We start from the raw sequence: 19,411 nt of genomic DNA, 5'->3' as shown, positions 1-19,411 counted from the left end.
CTTCGGGGGGGAACTCATCGTCCCCCGCCCATGTGCGCACCCAGCACCTGCCGCTGGGCCCCGGAGGCCGCGGTCTCGAAGACGATGCGCCCCTCGCTCATCACCACGATGCGGTCGGCCAGTTCAAGCAGTTCGTCCAGATCTTCGCTGACCAGCAGCACGGCCGCGCCCTGCTGCGCCACGCCCCGCAGGCGGGTGTGGATTTCCTTCACGGCGGCGAAGTCCAGGCCGAACACCGGGTTGGCGGCGATCAGCACCTTGATCTCGCCATGCAGCTCGCGCGCCAGCACGGCACGCTGCACGTTGCCGCCAGAGAGGCTGCGAATGGGTGCGTTCTCCCCCTGCGTCTTGATGCCATAGCCCTTGATCCATTCGCGCGCGCGGCTGCGCCAGAGCCCGAATCGCAAGCGTCCCGCGGCGCATAGCGGCGGCCGGTCGAAGTCGCGCAGCGCCATGTTTTCGGCCACGCTGAAGTCACCCACACAGGCATTGCGCAGCGGCTCCTCAGGCAGGCTGCGCACCTTCAGGCGGTGGTTCTCGCCCCGCGTGGCGGCGTAAGGCTGACCGTCCACCCGCACCACGCCGGCGGCGTGCGCCCGCTGGCCGACCAGCGCTTCAACGAGCTCGCGCTGGCCGTTGCCGGACACGCCGGCGACGCCGAGAATCTCGCCCGCGAGCACCGACAGGCTCAGGTTGCGCACCGCCAGCGTGCCGCGGTCGCCCATGACCTGCAGGCCGTGAACATCAAGGGATGCGGTTTGTGCCGCAACATCGACAGCCCGCACGGCGCTGGTGGCAGGCACCTTGGGTTCCGTGGCCTGGTTTTCGGGGTGGGCCGCGGCCGCATCACCCACCATGGCCTGCGCGAGCCGCGCCGGGTCGGTCGCCGGCACCGAAGTGACGTGTACCGCTTTGCCGCGGCGCAAGACGGTCACGTCGTCGGCATAGGCCATGACTTCGCGGAACTTGTGGGTGATGATGAGCACCGTGCAGTGGCCGGCACGTGCGAAGTCGCGCACATGGCCCAGCACTTCGTCGGCCTCCTGCGGCGTCAGCACCGAAGTCGGCTCGTCCAGGATCAGCAGGCGCGGCTTGAGATAGAGCTGCTTGAGCAGTTCGAGCTTTTGTTTCTCGCCGGCGGCCATGTCCAGCGGACGCGTGTCCAGGTCCAGCCTGAAGGGCGTGGTTTGCACAAAGGCCTCCAGCTCCGCGCGTTTTTGCGTCCAGTCGATCAGCGCCGGCGTCTTGCCGCCGGCCAGCAGCAGGTTTTCGGCGACCGTCATGCCGGGCGCCAGCGTGAAATGCTGGTAGACCATGCCAATGCCCAACGCGCGAGCCACCACCGGATTGGCGATCGCCTGCTCACGGCCGTCGATGACGATGCTGCCTTCCGAGGGCCGCTGGAATCCCGCCACGCACTTGACCAGCGTGCTTTTGCCCGCGCCGTTTTCACCGAGAAGCGCATGCACGGTTCCCGGCGCCACCTTCATGTTGACACCGTCGAGTGCCGTGAAGCTGCCGAACCGCATGCTCATGCGGTAGATGTCCAGCGCCAGCGCGCCGGTGGCGGGCGGCAGGCTGCCGATGGTGGTGCCTGGACTCATGGCGTGGCCAGTGCGGCCAGCACCGCCGCCGATGAAGCATGCGCGCCGAACACGCCGCCCTGCATGGTGATCATCTTCAGCGCTGCCTCATGGTTGCCGCGGTCGGTGGCGGCGGTGCAGTCCGACAGCAACAGGCATTCGAAGCCGCGGTCGTTGGCGTCGCGCATGGTGGTGTGCACGCAAACGTCGGTGGTGATGCCGGTGAGAATCAGGTTCTCGATGCCGCGCGTTCGCAGCACCATCTCCAGGTCGGTGGCGTAGAACGAGCCTTTGCCGGGCTTGTCGATCACCACCTCGCCGGGCAGCGGTGCCAATTCGGGAATGATCTCCCAGCCCGGTTCGCCGCGCACCAGGATGCGCCCGCAAGGGCCGTCGTCGCCGATGCCCGCGCCGTGGGCGCCGATACGGCGCGAGCGCCAGCGCTTGTTGGCCGGCAGGTCCGACAGGTCGGGCCGGTGGCCTTCGCGCGTGTGGATCACGTGGTAGCCCGCGGCACGCATGCCGGCCATCAGGGCCCTGAGCGGTTCAATCGGCGCGCGCGTCAGCGAGATGTCATAGCCCATCTTGTCCACGTAGCCGCCTTCACCGCAGAAGTCGGTCTGCATGTCGATAACGATAAGCGCGGTGTTGCCGGGCCGCAGGTCGCCGTTGTACGGCCATGGGTAGGGGTTGGCGTTGACGAAGCGTTCCATCTGGATGTTTTCCTTGTCAGTGCTTGCAGTCACTAGCGGGTGGCGGAAAGCTCGCCCGGGCTGCCACTCACGGTGCTGCCCGGCCGGCAGGTGATGACCAGGATCAGCAGGGTGAGCACATAGGGAACAATGTTGAAAAGGTGATATCCCCAGTTGATGCCGACGGACTGCAGGGCCGGGCCGATGGCGCCGGCGCCGCCGAACAGCAGCGAGGCGTACACGCAGCGCAGGGGGCTCCAGCGCGCGAAGATCACCAGCGCCACCGCGATCAGGCCCTGGCCACTGGAGATGCCTTCGTTCCAGCTGCCGGGATAAAACAGGGTGAGCGAAGCGCCGCCCAGACCGGCAACCAGGCCGCCGGCGGCGGTCGCGGCAATGCGGATGGCGGACACCGAGTAACCGAGCGAGCGCGCGGCGTTGGCCGAATCCCCCGCCATGCGTACCATCAGGCCAGCGCGTGTGTTGGCAAAGGCCCACCACAAGGCCACGGCCAGCGCCAGCCCGATCGGCACCAGCACATTGATCTGCAGTGCCGAGCGGACGGCGGCCGAGCTGCTCCAGCCGCCCAGAGCGATGGCGGGCAGTTGCGGCGCCTGCGGCTGGATCAGCGGCTTGCCCAGGTAGAAGGCCAGGCCCGTGCCCAGCAGCATCAATGCAATGCCGGTGGCAATGTCGTTGACCCGCGGTAGCGAGCAGAGAACGCCATGCAGTGCGGCCAGCAGCGCGCCGGTGGCCGCCGCCGCCAGCACACCGACCCAAGGCGAGCCCGAGAGCCAGGAGGCGCCGAAGGCCGACATGGCCGACAGCACCAGCACGCCCTCCAGCCCCAGGTTGATGCGGCCGGATTTTTCGGTGATGCATTCGCCCAGGCTGACAAAGAGGAAGGGCGCGCCGACGCGCAGCGCGCCGCCGACGATACCGGCGAAAAAGATCAGGAGCTGGTCGGCGGTCATGGCTTTTCCTCCGGCAAAGGAATCGGGCTCGGCTCCGAAGGGCCAAAGCGGCTGATACGCTCAAAAAAAGTTTTCCAGTCCACATCGCGCAGGGCCTCGCTGGCCAGGATCAGCACAAAGGCGATGCCCTGCAGCACCAGCACCGAGGCATCGGGCAGGCCCAGGCGGCGCTGCAGCAGGCTGCCGGCCGCGCCAAAGCCGCCGAACAGGATGGCCACCGGGATGATGGCCACGGGATGCTGGCGTGCGATGAAAGCCACCAGGATGCCGGCGTAGCCGTAGCCCGCGATCAGGGCGGCGTTGGCATTGGTGTGCACGGCCGCGACCTCGATGGCGCCGGCCAGGCCGGCGCAGGCCCCGCCCAGCGCACAGGCCAGCAGGATCAGCCTGGAGGCCGGTAGCCCGACGAGTTGCGCCGCACGCGGGTTGCCGCCGACCACGCGCACCGCGAAGCCCGAGGGCGTCATTCGAAACCACAGGCCCGCCGCCAGGCAGGCCAGCACGCCGATCACCAGCCCCCAGTGCACGTCGGAGCCGGCGATGCCGCCAATGAGCAGGCCTTCGGCCAGCGAAAAAGTCGACGGCTTGTTGAGGCTGGACGGGTCGCGCAGCGGTCCTTCGACCAGGTGCTTGAACAGGCCGACGGCCACATAGGCCAGCAGCAGGCTGCTGATGGTTTCGTTGATGCCACGGTATTGCCGCAGCCAGCCCGCCAATCCAATCCACAAGGCACCGGCCAACGCGGCGGCGAGGCAGACCATCACCGTGCCCGCCATGTTCGCGGGCAGGGGCAGGCTTTGCGCGAGGCCGGCGCAGGCCAGTCCGCCCAGCACCACCGCGCCCTCGCCGCCTATGACTGTCAAGCCCGCGCGCGCCGGAACGGCGACACACAGGGCCGTGAGCATCAGCGGTGCGGCGCGCTGCAGCGTGTTCTGCCAGGAATACCAGTCACCGAACGCGCCCTTGAACAGCAGCAGCCAAACCTCCAGCGGGCTCACACCGGCGAACCAGACGAAAACGCCGAACAGGCCCAGCGCCGCGATGATGGCGCCTGCCGGCAACAGGAAGTTGGCGAGGGAGTGGCGCATGGGAATGGCGTTAGCGACCGACGCGCCTGTTCAGGGCCACCGCGGAACCGGCTTTGCCGGGCCGCCGGTGGCGCCCCCTTGAGGGGGAAGCGCCGCAGGCGCTTCGGGGGTGTTCGTCAAACACTGCCGATGACCCCTTCAACCAAGTAGTTCATCTTCTCGAGCTCAAGGTCGGTCTGCTTGAAGACCTTGCCGGCAGGCACGATGGTGCCGCCCTTGTTGTCCTTGAGCGGACCCTTGAAGATGTCGAAGCTGCCCGCCATCATCTGCGCCTTGACACCGTCGGCCTGCTTTTTCGCCGCCTCGGTCACGGTGGGTCCGTAGGCCGACATCTTCACGTAGCCGTCCTTCAGGCCGCCGCGTATGAAGTTGGGGTGCGGCTTGCCGCTGCGTGCCGCTTCCACAAAGGTGGTGTAGGCCGTGAGCCAATTCCATTCGGCGCCGGTCAGGTAAGCGTTAGGCGCGAGCTTGGCCTGACTGGCGTGGTAGCCGCAAACCATCTTGCCGCGTTTGGCGGCGGTCTCGACAATGACTTTCGGGCCGTCCACATGCATGGTGAACACGTCCACACCCTGGTCGGCCAGGCTGTTGGTGGCCTCGGCTTCTTTGACCGGCATGGACCAGTCGCCGGTGAAGATCACGCTGGTCGTGATGCCGGGCTTGACCGAACGCGCGCCCATGGTGAAGGCATTGATGTTGCGCAGCACTTGCGGGATCGGCTTGGCGGCGATGAAACCGATCTTGTTGCTCTTGGTCATGTGGCCGGCGATCATGCCGTTGAGGTATTGGCACTCATCGATGTAACCAAAAAAGCTGGCGGTGTTTTTCGGGTGCTTGCCTTCCGTCCACATGCCGCCGCAATGCGCAAAACGCGCTGCGGGAAACTTGGCCGCCACCGCCAGCATGTGCGGATCGAAGTAGCCGAAGGAGGTGGGAAACACCAGGCTGGCGCCGTCCTGCGCGATCATGCCGGTCATGGTTTTCTGCACGGCCGCGGTTTCGGGCACGTTTTCTTCTTCCACCACCTTGATGCCCGGCATCTTCTTGAGCTCGGCCGCCGCTTGCGCCTGGGCCTGGTTGTAGCCGTAGTCGTCGCGCGGGCCGACGTAGATCACGCCCACGGTTAGGGGTTTTTGCGCGAAGGCAAACGGGCCGGTGGCCGCGGCGCCGAGCGCGGCCAGGGTCTTGATCGAATCGCGGCGATTGAGGAAGTTGCTCATGGTCAATGCTCCAGGGGTTATGAGGTCAAGGAAATGAAACTCAGGCAAGAAGGCTCACGTGCGCGGCGACCACGCGCCAGCCCTCGGGCGTGCGCATCCAGGTCTGGCTCTGCCGGCCGGTTCTGGCGCTGCCGGCGCGCTGGAATTCAGTATTGGCGGTCGCCATGTCGCGGCCATAGGTTGTGATCACGGTTTTCAGCAACCGCCGCTCCAGGCCCTGCGACGGCCGTCCCGCCCGGAAGGCCTGGATGTCGGCGTAGCCGTAAAGGTTTTCCGTCGCGCCGTAGCGCAGGGTGTGCGGGCTGTTCCAGAACAGCTCGTCCAGCACGTCCACCTTGTTGTTGACCAGCGCATCCTCATAACGCGCAAACACCGCCGTGACTTCGGCCAGGACGTCGGGGAGGTTGATGGCAAGGCCGGGGTTCATGCTTGTGTCACCAGTGTGGCGGGCCGGATATGGGCGGCGCCGGCGTCGCCGAGCACCTGCGCGGCCCGCAAGGCCAGGTCTTCGCGCCAGGGCGCGGCGATGACCTGCACGCCTATCGGCATGCCGCCGGCTGCCGGCCACATGGGCGCGGTGACCACGGGGCAGCCGGAAAAAGAGATGGGCTGGGTGAGCAGGCCCATCGCGGCGCGGCAGGGCTGGCGCACGCCGTTGATGTCCAGCCACTCGGTGCCGATGACCGTGGCGCCGACCGGTGTGGCAGGCGTGAGCAGCACGTCCCAGTCCTGAAACAGGGCGTTGACCTTGTCGCGGTAGCTGCGGCGAAAGCGCTGTGCGCGCACATACCAATCAGCGGGCTGCAGCGCGCCGGCGATGAAACGGTCCACCGACAGCGGTTCGAATTCGTCGGCACGCGTGCGCAGGTCGCCCAGGTGCAGGCTGCCGCCTTCGCTCGCGGTGATGATGAAGGCCGCCGCGCGCGCCAGTGCAGCATCCGGCCACACCACGTCGGCTTGCGCACCCAGGGTGCGGGCGGCCAGCGCCACCACCTCGCGCGCTTCGGGCCCGGCATTGTCGTGAAAGTACCCGCCCAGCACACCGATGCGCAGGCCACCCGCACCCTTGCCCAGGACTGGAGAGACCGGCTGTACGCGTAGCGCATGGCTGCCCGGGTCCAGCGGGTCGGGCTGCTGCAGCGCATCGTAGGCCAGCGCCAGCCCGCCCAGGCTGCCGGCGAGCGGCCCCAGGTGGTCGATGCTGTGCACAAAGGGATAACTGCCGCGGCGCGACAGCCGGCCAAACGTCGGCTTCAGGCCCCAGACACCGCACAGCGACGACGGCACGCGAATGGAACCGTTGGTGTCCGAGCCCAGGGTGACAGGAACCTGCCCGGCCGCGACCGCCGCGCCACAGCCGCCCGACGAACCGCCGGCGATGCGCGTCAGGTCGTGCGGGTTGCGGCAGGGGCCGTAGTGTGTGTTTTCCGTGGTGAAACCGTAGGCGTATTCGTCCATGTTCAGCGCGCCGACGAGCACGGCGCCGGCCGCCTTCATCTGCGTGACGAGGACCGCATCGGCCGAAGCCGCGGGCAGGCCGCGGTTGATTTTTGAGCCGGCCAGTGTGGTCAGCCCTTCGATGTCGAACAGGTTCTTGACCGCGTACGGCACGCCAGCCAGCGGTCCCAGGGCTTCGCCGCGCGCCCGCTGCGCGTCCACCGCGTCGGCCTCGGCGCGGGCCCGGGTGCGGGTTGTTTCGGTGAAGGCATTGACCCGGCCGTCCGTGCTGTCAATGCATGCCAGGCTGGCATCGAGCAGTTCGCGCGCGCTGACCTGCCCTGCCGCAACGGCGGCGGCCATGGCGGACGCATCAAACACCATGCTTTTCATGACTGCTCGCGCCCGCCGTCGCTGGATGGGAAAACCGCCGGGCAGTAAATTTCGGCCGGCTCGTCGTGCGGGGCCAGCGGCGCCGCGTCCAGCAGCGCGGCCATGACGGCGGTGCGCTGCAGGTGGGCGGCCACGCGTGCCGCGCGGTCCGGCGGCAGCGGCAGGTCCAGCACCGCGCCGGCGCTTGCGACATAACTTGCAATGCTTGCTTCGTCCATCATGGCTGCAGCTTTCTCAACGCCTGACTTCGCGCTGGAAGATTTCCAGGCTGAGCTTCTTGGTGCGGATGAAGCTGGCTTCGGACAGCGTCTCTACCGTGCGCGGGCGCGCATCGCCATAAGGCAGGATTTCGGCCACGCGCGTCGGGCGCTTGGTCAGCAGCAGCACCTGGTCGGCCAGGTACACGGCTTCTTCCAGGTCGTGCGACACCAGCAGCATGGTGGTGCCGGTCTGCATGAACACTTCCTGCAGCTTTTCGCGGATGAACAGCGTCATCTCGAAGTCCAGCGCCGAAAACGGCTCGTCCAGAAACAGCACCTCGGGGTTGGGCGCCAGCGCCCGCATGATGGAAGCCGTCTGTTGCTGCCCGCCCGACAGCTCATAGGGGTAGCGGTTCAGGTCGAACTTCACGTCGAAGGAGGCCACGAGTTCGGCCATGCGCCTGTCGACTTCGGCCTTGGATCTGCCTTCGAGCTTGAGCGGATAGGCGATGTTGTCGATGGTGCGCATCCACGGGAACATGGCTTCGCGGTAGTTCTGGAAGACGTAGCCGATCTTGGTGTCCTTGAGCGATTTCCCGTCAAACAGGATTTCACCGGCGTCGATGGGAATCAGGCCTGCGATCATGTTGATCAGCGTGGACTTGCCGCAGCCGTTGGGCCCGAACACCGAGACGATCTTGTGCTTGGGGATGTCCAGGTTGAAGTCTTCATACAGCGGCCAACCGGCGAAGTACTTGGTCAGGCCGCGTATGGTGATGTGCGTGCCGGCCGGGCCGGGCTGGAACTCACGCACCGGAACATCGGCGAAGACGGGGGCGTTGATTACAGCGGACATGTCCAACTCCAGTGGGGTTCACCGTTGATAAAGCAGCGAGCAGGCGCTCCCTTCAAGCAGGAGCCGCGGAACCGGCTTTGCCGGGCCGCAGGCGCAGCGGCCCCCTCGGGGGGCAGAGAGCTACACGCAGTGAGCGAACGTGGGGGCGACATCATCTTCCGCTCCAATGCACGATGCGGCGCTCGGCGATGAGAAACAAAATATTCAGCGCATAACCCAGGGCGCCGGCAGCCAGGATGGACGCGTACATGTCCTTCACGTTCATGACCTGCTGCGAGTTGATGATGCGGTTGCCCAGGCCGGTGTCGGCGCCGATGAACATCTCGGCGACGATCACGATGACGAGTGCCATGGACACCGCTGAACGCAGGCCGACAAAGCTCGGCTGCAGGCTTTCCCAGATCAACACGTCCTTGAACACTTGCCAGCGCGAGGCGCCCATGACCCTGGCCGCCATGACACGCTGCTTGCGCGCGTTGATCACGCCGTAAGCGCTGTTGAACACCACGATCAGCAGCGCGCCGAAGGCGGCAATCGCGACCTTGTTGATGTCCGACACGCCGAAAATCATCAGGAACAGCGGGATCAGCGCCGAAGACGGTGTGGAGCGAAAGAAGTCGATCAGGAATTCCACGCTGCGGTAGGCTTTTTCATTGCTGCCCAGCAACACGCCCAGCGGCATGCCGACCGCGGCGGCGATCATGAAGGCCTGCACCGTGCGCCATACGGTGACCGCAAAGTCCTTGAGCAGCGGTCCGCCGGCCAGGCCGCTGAGCAGCGCGCCCAGCGCATCGATGGGTGGCGGCAGCAGGATGGCCTTGATGAAGCCCAGGCGCACGGCCAGGTCCCAGATGATGAAGAGCGCCACCGGGCCGATGAAGGGCAGGGCCTTGTCCAGCGCCGGCTTGCGCTGCACGACGGCCGCCGGTGCGGCCGGAGGCGTCCAGGGTTTGGCGGGCGTTGCCGTCACGGGAGAGGTGGTACTCATGGTGTTCAACCCTTGTAGAGCATGGAGTCCACGATGAGGCGCGAGCTGAAGATGCCTTTTTCGGAGAACAGGTCAAAGAACTTCTGGAAATGCGCCACGTCGGCCGGGGTGAACTCGTTGTACATGGTGTAGGCAGCCAGAGGCACCTCGCCGGTGAGCGGGCCTTCGATGGCGGTGTAGCCCTTGAGGTACTGGCGCGCCTCGACCGACTTGCTGCGCACGTACGCCACGCCCTTGCCGTAAGCGGCGACGAACTTCTTCGCAGCATCCGGGTTCTTCTTGATGAAGTCCGACGAGAGCGAAGCCGAGCCGCCGAACCACGGCGCCATCGGGTCGCCCAGCACATAGCGCGCAATCACGCCGGCTTCCAGCACGCGGGTGGTGCCGTTCATACGGCCTATGGTGCCGGTGGGCTCCAGCGTGTAGGCGCCGTCGATCTGGCCGGCGGCGAGTGCGGCCACATGCTGGCCGATGGGTAACTCGACCACGGTCGCGCCGGTGGCGCCGCCGCGTTCCAGCACGGTCTTGGCCAGCGTCACGTTCTGGATGCCGGGGCCGGAGCCGATGCGCTTGCCCTTGAGGTCGGCCATGACCTTGGCCGGGCTGGCCGCCGGCACGATGACCTCGTCGAGCACGTTCTTCACGTTGCTGGGGTTGGAGCAGAAAATCTTGAAGGTGCCGGGCTGGGCGATCTCGCCGATGGCGATGTTGGCCGAGCCGGTGCCGTTGGCGGTGCCGTCGGCGCGGCCCGAGAGCACCGCCTCCATCACCTGCTGCGCACCGGCGAACTTCAGCGGCTCCACGTCCAGGCCGGCCTCCTTGAAATAGCCCAGTTCGATGGCCGAGTAGAACGGCAGGCCGGCGGCGATGGGCCAGTAGCCGATGCGTATCTTGGGACCGCCCTGCGCATGCAGGAAGGCCGGCATGCCCAGCAAGCCCAGTGTGGCGCCGGCGGCCGTGGCCTTGAGCAGCGAGCGGCGTGCCGGGCCGTGGGGGGCGGATGACGGTGTGGGAACGGGCTTCATGAAATGCTCCTGCTGGTGATGGGTAAACGGTGGATGAACGGGTTGGTAAAGGGTGATGAAAGCTTCAGGCCGGTGCGCTGGACTTCAGTGATTCGAGGTAGGCGCGCCAGCCACCCAGATGCGTGATGTCCTCGGCGCCTTGCAGCGCGTGCGCCTCGCAAACAAAACCCTGGACGCTGCCGCCGCCCTCCAGCGCCAGCGTGCCTATGCCCAGGGGCGCGGGGATCAGCGCAACGAAAGAGCCGTAGTGCTGCACCGGCATCTCCCAGATTTCCAGCGCGATGCCTGCACCTTCATTGGCCGCCACGCGCAGTAGCCCCGGCTTGGGCGGCACCGTGCCCGGTAGGGCGTAAAAGCGGTAGTCTGGCGCGGTGCGTGCCGGGCCCACCAGCGTGGCGCCGCGCGAGGTCAGCTGGCTGTTCAGCGGCATGCCGGAAAGATGTGCGCCCACCACGGCCAGCCTGACTGTGGCTGCCGGCTGGATGCCTGGCAACGCTGCGGGCGCGGGCAGCGCTTCGTTCAACGCGCCCTGCGGCAAACCGCTGGCGTGGTGGTAGCGCTGTCCGAGTTCGGCCAGCTGCCAGTCGCTGCCCGCCAGCCCCACCAGCGTGATGCCGAAAGGCAGGCCGTCGGGACGCAGGCTGCTGGGCACGGAAAGGGCCGCGTAGTCCAGCAGGTTGACGAAGTTGGTGTAGGTGCCCAGGTGGCGGTTCAGCGTGACGGGGTCGCGCTGCATGGCCTGCAGCGTGTAGTGCGTGGGCGCGGTCGGCAGCAACAGCACATCGATGTCATGCCACATCGCGGCCGCCTGCTGGCCCAGTGCGCGCAGCTTCGTTTGGGCCGCGTACAGGTCGGCGGCGCTGTATTGGCGGCCTGCGCCGATGATGCTGCGGACCGGTTCGATCACTGCGTCTTCATGGGCGTCGAAAAAATCGCGTACGGCGGTGTAGCGTTCAGCCACCAGCGCGCTTTCATAGAGCAGCGCGGCCGCCTCGGCCAGCGGCGCGAAATTGATGGGCACCGGCACGCCGCCCAGGGCCTGCATGCGGGTGACAGCTTCGCCGAAAGCCTGCTCGGCCAGCGCGTCGCCGCAGAAGCCCAGTGTTGAAGGCACACCGAAACGAAAGCCTGCGGGCAAGGCGGTGTCGGCCATCGCCAGCACGCGCGAGTAGGGATCCAGCGGGTCGTAACCCATGGCCGCTTCGAGCACGCGAGCAGCGGTGGCCACGGTGCGCGCGAAGATGGACACGCAGTCCACGCTCTGCGCAGCCGGCACCACGCCGCGCGCGCTGATCAGGCCTTTGGAAGGTTTCATGCCCACGATGTTGTTCAGGCCTGCGGGCACGCGCCCAGAGCCCGCCGTGTCGGTGCCCAGCGCGAAGTCCGCCTGCCCGGTCGCCACCACATAGGCGGAGCCGGAACTGGACCCGCCTGATATATAGGCCGGGTTGATCGCGTTAGGGACGGCGCCATAGGGGGAGCGCGTGCCGTTGAGGCCGCAGGCGAACTGGTCCAGGTTGGTCTTGCCCAGCAGTTGCGCACCCGCATCGAGCAGCTTTTGCACCACGGCGGCGTGCGCCGTCGGCGTGTAGGCGAAAGCGGGGCAGGCGGCGGTGGTCGGCAGGCCCGCTACATCAATATTGTCTTTGGCCGCAAATGAGAGCCCGGCCAGCGCGCCGCCGCTGCCGGTCGGGAAAGACGATGTCCTGGTAATCCAGGCCTCGGGAGCCCAGCCGGCATCCGCGCCTGCAGGTGCCATCACCTGCCCGGGCGAGGCGGACGATTCGGGAGAGATCGGCAGTGAAGAGGTGTGCACCAATTGAAGGCATCCATACTTGTGTACAAGATGAGATGCAAGAGCTATGCCAATCCGTAGAACCGTCCCCCCGACCACTGACGGTGGCCGGAAAGCACTTTAATGTCTGCTTGTCACCCGATTAGGGGTATGAATGTCATGGATAAAGCGATTCTTGGGTAATTAATCGCGCTTGATGTATCAAATACAGTAGAGGCTTATGGAAAAGTCCCGCTCCAACCCACAGCCCAAGCTTCGTGCCGTGCTGTTTGACGCCTACGGCACGCTGTTTGACGTGTACAGCGTGGGCCTGCTGGCGGAGCAGTTCTTTCCGGGCAAAGGCGAAGCGCTGGGCGTGCTGTGGCGCGACAAGCAGATTGAGTACACGCGTCTGGTGTCCCTCAGCAGCGGTGGGGCGCATTACCGGCCGTTCTGGGACCTCACGCGCGCTGGCCTGCGTTATGCGTGCAAGCGTCTGGGGCTGGATTTGAATGCCGCCCGTGAGGAGCAGCTCATGAACCAGTACCGCCACCTGTCGGCGTTTCCGGAAAACCGCGAGGTGCTGCAGGCGCTGAAGGCGCGTGGCATCACCACCGGCATCCTGTCCAACGGCGACCCCTCCATGCTGGATGTGGCCGTCAAGTCGGCCGGGCTGGAAGGCCTGCTGGACCACATCATCAGCGTGGACAGCATCCGCAAATACAAGACCGCGCCCGAAGCCTATGCGCTCGGGCTGAAAGCCACCGGGCTGGAGGCCAAACAGATCGCCTTCGTGAGCTGCAACAGCTGGGACGCGCTGGCGGCCACCTGGTATGGCTACCAGACGCTGTGGGTTAATCGTTACCAGCTGCCGTTTGAAGAGCTGGGCACGCAGCCCCTGTACACCGGCAGCAGCCTGCGTGAAGTGCTCTCGCTGCCGCTGCACTGATTTCGCAGGCACGTTCTATTTTTTTGTTTTTAGTTTTTTTGATTCTTCTGATGCTTTTGAGAAAAGGGACCGCACCATGAACACAACAACCAACGCACGCACCTCCAGCCACCGTCTGCAGGTCGCCACCGGGCTTTACCGTTTCATCGAAGACGAGGTGCTGCCTGGCACGGGTGTGCCCAGCGGCGCTTTCTGGAAGGGCTTTGACGCCATCGTGGCCGATCTGGCGCCCAGGAACCTCTCCCTGCTGGCAGAGCGCGACCGCCTGCAGTCCGAGATGGATGCCTGGCATAAGGCCCACCCCGGCCCCATCGCGGACATGAAGGCTTACCGCGCCTTCCTCGAAAAAACCGGCTACCTCGTGCCTTCGCCGAAGAAGGTCACCATCACCACCGCCAACGTGGACGCCGAACTCGCCAAACAGGCCGGCCCGCAACTTGTGGTGCCCATCCTGAACGCGCGCTATGCGCTCAATGCCGCCAATGCGCGCTGGGGCAGCCTGTATGACGCGCTCTATGGCACCGACGCCCTTTCCGAGGAAGACGGCGCCACCAAAGGCAAAGGCTACAACCCCGTGCGCGGCGCCAGGGTGATCGAATATGCACGCCATGTGCTGGACCGCACCGCGCCGCTGAAAAAGGGCTCGCACATCGACTCGACCGCTTATGCGATCAAGGGCGGCAAGCTTGTCGTCACGCTGAAAGGCGGCAAGACCACAGCACTGGAAGATGCGAGCCAGTTCATCGGCTACCAGGGCAAGGCCTCTGCGCCGTCGTCGGTGCTGCTGCAGCACAACGGCCTGCACATCGACATCCGCATTGACCGCGGCACGCCCATCGGCAAGACGGATCCGGCCGGCGTGAGCGACCTGGTGATAGAGGCTGCGCTGTCGACCATCATGGACCTGGAAGACTCGGTGGCCGTGGTGGACGCCGACGACAAGGTGCTGGCCTATCGCAACTGGCTGGGCATCCTGCAGGGCACGCTGACCGAAAGCGTCACCAAGGACGGCAAGACCTTCACCCGCGGCCTGAACCCGGACCGTGAATACACCTCGCCGAAAGGACCCAAGGGCAAAGCAGTGGTACTGCACGGCCGCTCGCTGATGTTCGTGCGCAATGTGGGCCACCTGATGACCAACCCGGCCGTGCTGTACACCGCCGCGGATGGCAGCACGAAGGAAATTCCGGAAGGCATCCTGGACGCCGTGGTCACGACCACGATCGCCATCCACGACCTCAAGCGCAAGGGCAAGGCCGGCATCAGGAACTCGCGCAAGGGCTCGGTCTACATCGTCAAACCCAAGATGCACGGTCCCGCTGAAGTGGCGTTCGCCGCCGAACTCTTCAGCCGCGTCGAAAAGATGCTCGGCCTGCCGGGCAGCACGGTCAAGCTCGGCATCATGGACGAAGAGCGCCGCACCAGCGTCAACCTCAAGGCCTGCATCGCCGCAGCTTCCAGCCGCGTGGCCTTCATCAACACCGGTTTCCTGGACCGCACCGGCGACGAAATGCACACGGCCATGCAGGCCGGCCCGATGATCCGCAAGGGCAACATGAAAATCAGCCCATGGCTCAGCGCCTACGAACGCAGCAACGTGCTGGTCGGCCTGGCTTGCGGCCTGCGCGGCCGCGCCCAGATCGGCAAGGGCATGTGGGCCATGCCCGACCTGATGGCCGACATGCTCAAGGCCAAAATCTCGCACCCGCAGGCCGGCGCCAACACCGCCTGGGTCCCCTCGCCCACGGCTGCCACGCTGCATGCGCTGCACTATCACCAGGTCAACGTGGCGGCGGTGCAGAAAGACATCGAGAAGAAGGTCGACCTGAAGTCCGAAATCGCCCGCCTGCTGCCCGAGCTGCTGCTGGTGCCGGTCTCGCCCGACGCCCAATGGACGCCCGCCGAGAAGCAGCAGGAGCTGGACAACAACGCCCAGGGCATCCTCGGCTACGTGGTGCGCTGGATCGACCAGGGTGTGGGTTGCTCCAAGGTGCCCGACATCCACAACGTCGGCCTGATGGAAGACCGCGCCACGCTGCGTATTTCCAGTCAGCACATCGCCAACTGGCTGTTGCATGGCGTGGTCACGAAAGCGCAGGTCAAGGAAACCTTCGAGCGCATGGCCGCCGTGGTCGACGGCCAGAACGCCGGCGACCCCCTCTACAAAAAGATGGCGGGCAACTTCGAGACGTCGGCGGCCTACAAGGCGGCGTGCGACCTGGTCTTCAAGGGTCTGGAGCAACCCAGCGGCTACACCGAGCCGCTGTTGCACGCCTGGCGGCTGAAGGTAAAAGCCGGCTTGTAAGCCATTAAGTCCGCGGCAGGCGTGCGGCTTGCGCCTGCTGTAGCCTGCGCCTGGCAGGGTCGGGTTGCTACTGAATTGATAGCTGCTTGCGCCCGCTGTTATTGGCCTGCAGGCCAAATATCCCTGAAATCTGGGTCCGGCCCGCTGGCGCCGGTGTGCCTCGTGGCGGATGGCTGGTGGTCGGGCGTTGATCACGCCGTGAGCTTGCCGATGTGTTGCGCCAAACTGACCTTTACAAAGGGCCGCCGATCTTGCAAAACAGGCCGCTCATCGCCATTCGCGGGATTTAAAGGCCGGTTACGGACCGTTCCGTGACAAAAACCCTGTAATTCATATGTATGCGTTGGAAACCAAGTGAAACACTTTGCAAGTACTTCAATGAAATCGCGGTTGGCCCTTACGCTAGCGTCTCCCCTCTCTCCGGCCACAGATTGGTTGCAAGCTGGCCGGCAAATGTGATTAATACCAATTTTCCCGAACTCCTCGATGGCTTCGCAACCTGACGTCCTTCAATCCTGTCTTCAGGCGGCTGCCAAAGCAGCCCGGCCTGCGCTGGAACGGTGCATTGATGACGCCGTGGCGGGACTGCAGATTGCCGAGACCCAGAGCATGAAGGTGGCCGAGCGCGACGAACTCGCGGCGGCCTGGCGGGGACTTCAACAAAACAAGCCCGTCTGGGTCGTGCAATACCCCGCAGACCTGCTGGTGCATTTCAAGGCGAATGTGGCTGTTGCGGTGCAGGCGGTGCGCACGCCGGCAGCATCGCCAGACCAGCTCGCTGCGTCAGCTGCCGCCGCATCCAGCACCTTTGCCGCCCTGTCTTATGCCAGCTTCGCCCTCGTTGATGACGAGGACGTGTCCCAGGCCATTGAATCGTCACGGCTGCTCCAGCTGGTGCTGCCGGCGGTCGACCACGTCCTCGCCGAACTCAACAAGCTGATCAGCACCGTGCAGGGGCTGCCCAATGTGCGCCCGGAGCTCAATCCGCTGCGCCCTGAAGTGTTTGCACAGACCCTGCGCGAAATGATCACCGCAAGCAATGCGGGCCCGGCCGTCGTTTCGCTGTGGCTCAGGTATCTTGCCGAGCCTCTGGGGCGCGAACTCGGGCAGGTCTACGAACGCCTGGTTAACCAGCTGGAACTTGCCAACGTGCAGGGCGCCAGCTACCGCGTATTGCAGACCCCTGCAAGCGCAGCCCCCGGCCGTGGCAGGGGCGCGGGCGGTGCAGGCTCCGGGTCGGGCACCGGTACCGGCGGCGCAGGCGGCGGTGAGGGCGGAAACGGTGGGAGCTCCGTGGAATCCGGCCACCACCAGCCGCCCCCGCAATATGCCGACCTCTCCAACTATGAGATCCGCGACGAGCTGTTCCAGGATTTCCTGTTCCATGGCGGCAGCAACGCCCATCACGGGCTGGCGCCGTCGTATTACGAAACGGTCGAGGAAGAGCTGGTCGCCCTGCAGGAAGCGCCCGACTCTTCCGGCGCGCCGCTGGGTGAGTCGCAAGCCACGCCCTCACATGAATACCAAAACCTGCCGGCGGTAGACCGTCCGCAGCGGATGGTCGATGAGCGCAGCCAGCTCAGCCCGCAGGTTTGGGGCTCGTACGCCCGACCCCGCGAGCGCGCCATCGTCCGGACCCAGCTGAAGAAAGAGGCCAAGCAGGTCGGCCAGGTGCTGGGCCTGGAAGTGGTGCGCAAGCTGGTCAAACAGGTCGCGCAAGACCCGCGCCTGCTGGTGCCGGTGCGGGAGGCCATCGTGGCGCTGGAGCCTGCGCTGCTGCGTCTGGCCATGGTGGACCCGCGCTTTTTCAGCGACGAAGGCCACGCCGGGCGCCGCGTCATGGAGCGCGTGGCGCAGCGCAGCTTCAAGTACAACGACGAATTCAGCCCCGAGTTCCTGGCGTTTTTTGAGCCGGTTACGCGCGCTTTCAACGGGCTGAACAGCCTGACGATTGAAGATGCCCAGCCTTTCGCGATGGCACTGGCCGAGCTCGAATACGGCTGGGACGAGCAGGACCAGTTCGAAGCGGAAAACCGCAACAACGTGTTGCAGGCCCTGCGTTTCGCCGAAGAGCGCCAGACGCAGGCGGACCAGATCGCCTTTGAGCTGAGCACGCGCTCGGACCTGGACAAGGTGCCGGGCCTGGTGCTGGACTTCCTGTTCGGCCCCTGGGCGCTGGCCATGGCGCACGCCAGACTCTCCGATACACGCCACCAGGTTGATCCGATGGGCTTCGGTTCGGTGGTGCCTGACCTGCTCTGGAGCGTCAAGCGGGAAGTCACCCTGAAACGCCCGGCCAAACTGATCGAGATGATTCCCAGCCTTTTGGGCAAGCTGCATGAGGGGCTGGAGCTGCTGGGGCAGGACCCGCGCGAAAGCGAGCCCTTCTTCGAAGGCCTGATGATGCTGCACCGGCCCGTGCTCAAGCTGCGCCGCCTGAAGAGCCGGCGTGACGCCGAAGAATCGGGCGCCGTACCGCTGGAGCCCGAAGAAGATTCGGCCACGCCTGAACAGCGCCTTGCCAAGGCCGCCGCACACCCCTGGCTTGCGCGCGACGACCTGGACGCCGCAGGGTTTGAAGACACCCTGCCGACCGTGCCCGGAGAACTTGCTCCGATCGAGGAAGACGAGCCGCCGCCGATAGAACCCATGCAAGCGGCAAATGAGCCCGACTCCAGCCATCCGGAATACCTTGCCGCGGCGGCAGCCTCAGCAAATGCGGTACCCGCGATGGCCCAAAGCGAAGCTGAGCGCCTGTTGCTCAGCCTGCGTTCCGGCCACTGGGTGGATATGTACTCCAGGCGCCGCTGGCTGCGAGCCCAGCTGATCTGGGCCAGCACCAAGGGCACGCTGTTCATGTTCGTGAGCCACGGCGGCCAGCCCCACTCGATGACCAAGCGCAGCTGCGAACGGCTGATCCGCGAACGCCTGCTCCGGCCGGTCGACAGCCAGGGTGTGGTGGCGCAGGCCCTGGACGCGGTCGCTTCGGAAGTCGCCACCACGACGCAGCCGGAATCCCAGCCGGTCTGAGGCGGGTCCCGAACGGGGCGGCAAACCTGCCGCCGCCGGCCTGATGGTGGAGCCATCCCGCACAGCTTAAATCCCATGACCTCCTGGCCCGACCTCACGAAACTTCCTGCCGATCCTGTGCCCGCGGGCCCGGCTGAACTGCCGCCCCCAGCGCATGCCCAGCCGTTTGTGCATGACGACGGAAACACCCGGTCGCTTCATTTCACGATGGGTGAACTGCAAAGCCGCATGCTGATGCACAGCCCCTGGCGCCTGGAAGTGGACTACACGCTGACGATGATGGGTTTCCTGCTCTTTCGGCCCGCGCCCCTGCACATCGGAATGATCGGCCTCGGAGGCGGCTCCCTGGCCAAGTTCTGCCACCGGCAGCTGCCGTCCAGCCAGATGACCGTGCTGGAGATCAACCCGCAGGTGGTGGCGCTGCGGCGCGAATTCCGCGTGCCCGACGATGATGCGCGGTTCCGCGTCATCGCCGCAGACGGGGCCGATTTTCTGCAGGCCGGTACCTCCCGGTTCGACGTGCTGCTGATCGACGGGTTTGACCACCAGGGGCAACCGCCGGCTCTCTGTTCGCAGCGCTTTTATGACGACTGTTTTGCCGCACTGTCGCCGGGCGGCGTACTGGCGGTGAACCTGCACTACGATGACCCGGACTATCCGCTGTTGGCGGGCCGCATTGCGCGCAGTTTCGATGGCAATTCCGCAGAAATTCTTGCCCAGGAAAAAACCAACAGCATCGTGTTTGCCTACCGCGGGAAGCCCGTTTCTGCGCGCAGGCTCTCGGTTGCGCAAGCTCTTTCCGCACTGGCGGACGACGAGGGCCGGGCCCAGCTCAGGGCCGAGTTTGGGCGGATCACCTGGCACATGAAAGACCCGGGCGCAGACGACGCCTGACCG

At 65.7% G+C, this 19,411-nt stretch carries 16 protein-coding genes; 4 read left to right on the top strand and 12 right to left on the bottom strand.

The window, feature by feature from the left end:
• Positions 1-14: 14 nt before the first annotated feature.
• The 12 genes from AC1DYQ_RS15155 to atzF all read right to left on the bottom strand — a co-directional run bounded on the left by AC1DYQ_RS15155 (position 15) and on the right by atzF (position 12,215).
• Positions 15-1,604: an ABC transporter ATP-binding protein gene (locus tag AC1DYQ_RS15155; protein ID WP_477687454.1), complete on the bottom strand. Its 1,590-nt coding sequence runs from the start codon at positions 1,602-1,604 to the stop codon at positions 15-17.
• Positions 1,601-2,296: a biuret amidohydrolase gene (gene biuH / locus AC1DYQ_RS15150; protein ID WP_477687592.1), complete on the bottom strand. Its 696-nt coding sequence runs from the start codon at positions 2,294-2,296 to the stop codon at positions 1,601-1,603. Before biuH ends, AC1DYQ_RS15155 begins: the two co-directional genes overlap by 4 nt.
• 32 nt (positions 2,297-2,328) lie before the next feature.
• Positions 2,329-3,249, bottom strand: a complete 921-nt coding sequence (locus AC1DYQ_RS15145) for an ABC transporter permease (RefSeq protein WP_477687453.1) — start codon at positions 3,247-3,249, stop codon at positions 2,329-2,331.
• Positions 3,246-4,337 (bottom strand): ABC transporter permease, encoded by a 1,092-nt coding sequence (locus tag AC1DYQ_RS15140; RefSeq protein WP_477687452.1) that lies wholly within the window; start codon positions 4,335-4,337, stop codon positions 3,246-3,248. Before AC1DYQ_RS15140 ends, AC1DYQ_RS15145 begins: the two co-directional genes overlap by 4 nt.
• 116 nt (positions 4,338-4,453) lie before the next feature.
• Positions 4,454-5,557 (bottom strand): BMP family ABC transporter substrate-binding protein, encoded by a 1,104-nt coding sequence (locus AC1DYQ_RS15135; protein ID WP_477687451.1) that lies wholly within the window; start codon positions 5,555-5,557, stop codon positions 4,454-4,456.
• A gap of 40 nt (positions 5,558-5,597) precedes the next feature.
• On the bottom strand, positions 5,598-5,984 hold the full coding sequence (gene hpxZ, locus AC1DYQ_RS15130; RefSeq protein WP_477687450.1) for an oxalurate catabolism protein HpxZ: 387 nt from the start codon (positions 5,982-5,984) through the stop codon (positions 5,598-5,600).
• On the bottom strand, positions 5,981-7,378 hold the full coding sequence (locus tag AC1DYQ_RS15125; RefSeq protein WP_477687591.1) for an AtzE family amidohydrolase: 1,398 nt from the start codon (positions 7,376-7,378) through the stop codon (positions 5,981-5,983). Before AC1DYQ_RS15125 ends, hpxZ begins: the two co-directional genes overlap by 4 nt.
• A gap of 5 nt (positions 7,379-7,383) precedes the next feature.
• A complete protein-coding gene (locus AC1DYQ_RS15120) occupies positions 7,384-7,608 on the bottom strand; it encodes an AtzG-like protein (RefSeq protein WP_477687449.1) in 225 nt (74 codons plus the stop codon).
• 13 nt (positions 7,609-7,621) lie between these two features.
• Positions 7,622-8,443, bottom strand: coding sequence for an ABC transporter ATP-binding protein (locus tag AC1DYQ_RS15115; RefSeq protein WP_477656435.1), 822 nt, complete (start codon positions 8,441-8,443; stop codon positions 7,622-7,624).
• Positions 8,444-8,594: 151 nt separating this feature from the next.
• Positions 8,595-9,431, bottom strand: a complete 837-nt coding sequence (locus AC1DYQ_RS15110; protein WP_477687448.1) for an ABC transporter permease — start codon at positions 9,429-9,431, stop codon at positions 8,595-8,597.
• A 5-nt stretch (positions 9,432-9,436) separates the two neighbouring features.
• On the bottom strand, positions 9,437-10,456 hold the full coding sequence (locus AC1DYQ_RS15105; protein ID WP_477687447.1) for an ABC transporter substrate-binding protein: 1,020 nt from the start codon (positions 10,454-10,456) through the stop codon (positions 9,437-9,439).
• Positions 10,457-10,520: 64 nt separating this feature from the next.
• The gene (gene atzF / locus AC1DYQ_RS15100; protein WP_477687590.1) at positions 10,521-12,215 is read right to left on the bottom strand and encodes an allophanate hydrolase; all 1,695 of its coding nucleotides are present in this window, start codon (positions 12,213-12,215) and stop codon (positions 10,521-10,523) included.
• A gap of 256 nt (positions 12,216-12,471) precedes the next feature.
• On the opposite strand from atzF, the gene AC1DYQ_RS15095 reads away from it, so the two are divergent.
• The 4 genes from AC1DYQ_RS15095 to AC1DYQ_RS15080 all read left to right on the top strand — a co-directional run bounded on the left by AC1DYQ_RS15095 (position 12,472) and on the right by AC1DYQ_RS15080 (position 19,408).
• Positions 12,472-13,179, top strand: a complete 708-nt coding sequence (locus AC1DYQ_RS15095; protein WP_477687446.1) for a haloacid dehalogenase type II — start codon at positions 12,472-12,474, stop codon at positions 13,177-13,179.
• 76 nt (positions 13,180-13,255) lie between these two features.
• Positions 13,256-15,484 (top strand): malate synthase G, encoded by a 2,229-nt coding sequence (locus AC1DYQ_RS15090; protein ID WP_477687445.1) that lies wholly within the window; start codon positions 13,256-13,258, stop codon positions 15,482-15,484.
• A 486-nt stretch (positions 15,485-15,970) separates the two neighbouring features.
• Entirely contained in the window at positions 15,971-18,514 is a 2,544-nt protein-coding gene (locus tag AC1DYQ_RS15085) for a DUF1631 family protein (protein WP_477687444.1), read from the top strand.
• 75 nt (positions 18,515-18,589) lie between these two features.
• Positions 18,590-19,408: a fused MFS/spermidine synthase gene (locus AC1DYQ_RS15080; protein ID WP_477687443.1), complete on the top strand. Its 819-nt coding sequence runs from the start codon at positions 18,590-18,592 to the stop codon at positions 19,406-19,408.
• Positions 19,409-19,411 lie beyond the last annotated feature (3 nt).

The sequence above is a fragment of the Polaromonas sp. P1_F4 genome, assembly GCF_056405675.1.
The sequence above is the reverse complement of the archived record's forward strand: the minus strand, read 5'-3'. Positions and strand labels throughout refer to the sequence as shown.

Bases quoted from the DNA above. Each gene is read 5' to 3' on its own strand.
- AC1DYQ_RS15155 (WP_477687454.1), bottom strand. From the start codon at position 1,604: ATGAGTCCAGGCACCACCATCGGCAGCCTGCCGCCCGCCACCGGCGCG.
- biuH (WP_477687592.1), bottom strand. From the start codon at position 2,296: ATGGAACGCTTCGTCAACGCCAACCCCTACCCATGGCCGTACAACGGC.
- AC1DYQ_RS15145 (WP_477687453.1), bottom strand. From the start codon at position 3,249: ATGACCGCCGACCAGCTCCTGATCTTTTTCGCCGGTATCGTCGGCGGC.
- AC1DYQ_RS15140 (WP_477687452.1), bottom strand. From the start codon at position 4,337: ATGCGCCACTCCCTCGCCAACTTCCTGTTGCCGGCAGGCGCCATCATC.
- AC1DYQ_RS15135 (WP_477687451.1), bottom strand. From the start codon at position 5,557: ATGAGCAACTTCCTCAATCGCCGCGATTCGATCAAGACCCTGGCCGCG.
- hpxZ (WP_477687450.1), bottom strand. From the start codon at position 5,984: ATGAACCCCGGCCTTGCCATCAACCTCCCCGACGTCCTGGCCGAAGTC.
- AC1DYQ_RS15125 (WP_477687591.1), bottom strand. From the start codon at position 7,378: ATGGTGTTTGATGCGTCCGCCATGGCCGCCGCCGTTGCGGCAGGGCAG.
- AC1DYQ_RS15120 (WP_477687449.1), bottom strand. From the start codon at position 7,608: ATGATGGACGAAGCAAGCATTGCAAGTTATGTCGCAAGCGCCGGCGCG.
- AC1DYQ_RS15115 (WP_477656435.1), bottom strand. From the start codon at position 8,443: ATGTCCGCTGTAATCAACGCCCCCGTCTTCGCCGATGTTCCGGTGCGT.
- AC1DYQ_RS15110 (WP_477687448.1), bottom strand. From the start codon at position 9,431: ATGAGTACCACCTCTCCCGTGACGGCAACGCCCGCCAAACCCTGGACG.
- AC1DYQ_RS15105 (WP_477687447.1), bottom strand. From the start codon at position 10,456: ATGAAGCCCGTTCCCACACCGTCATCCGCCCCCCACGGCCCGGCACGC.
- atzF (WP_477687590.1), bottom strand. From the start codon at position 12,215: ATGGCACCTGCAGGCGCGGATGCCGGCTGGGCTCCCGAGGCCTGGATT.
- AC1DYQ_RS15095 (WP_477687446.1), top strand. From the start codon at position 12,472: ATGGAAAAGTCCCGCTCCAACCCACAGCCCAAGCTTCGTGCCGTGCTG.
- AC1DYQ_RS15090 (WP_477687445.1), top strand. From the start codon at position 13,256: ATGAACACAACAACCAACGCACGCACCTCCAGCCACCGTCTGCAGGTC.
- AC1DYQ_RS15085 (WP_477687444.1), top strand. From the start codon at position 15,971: ATGGCTTCGCAACCTGACGTCCTTCAATCCTGTCTTCAGGCGGCTGCC.
- AC1DYQ_RS15080 (WP_477687443.1), top strand. From the start codon at position 18,590: ATGACCTCCTGGCCCGACCTCACGAAACTTCCTGCCGATCCTGTGCCC.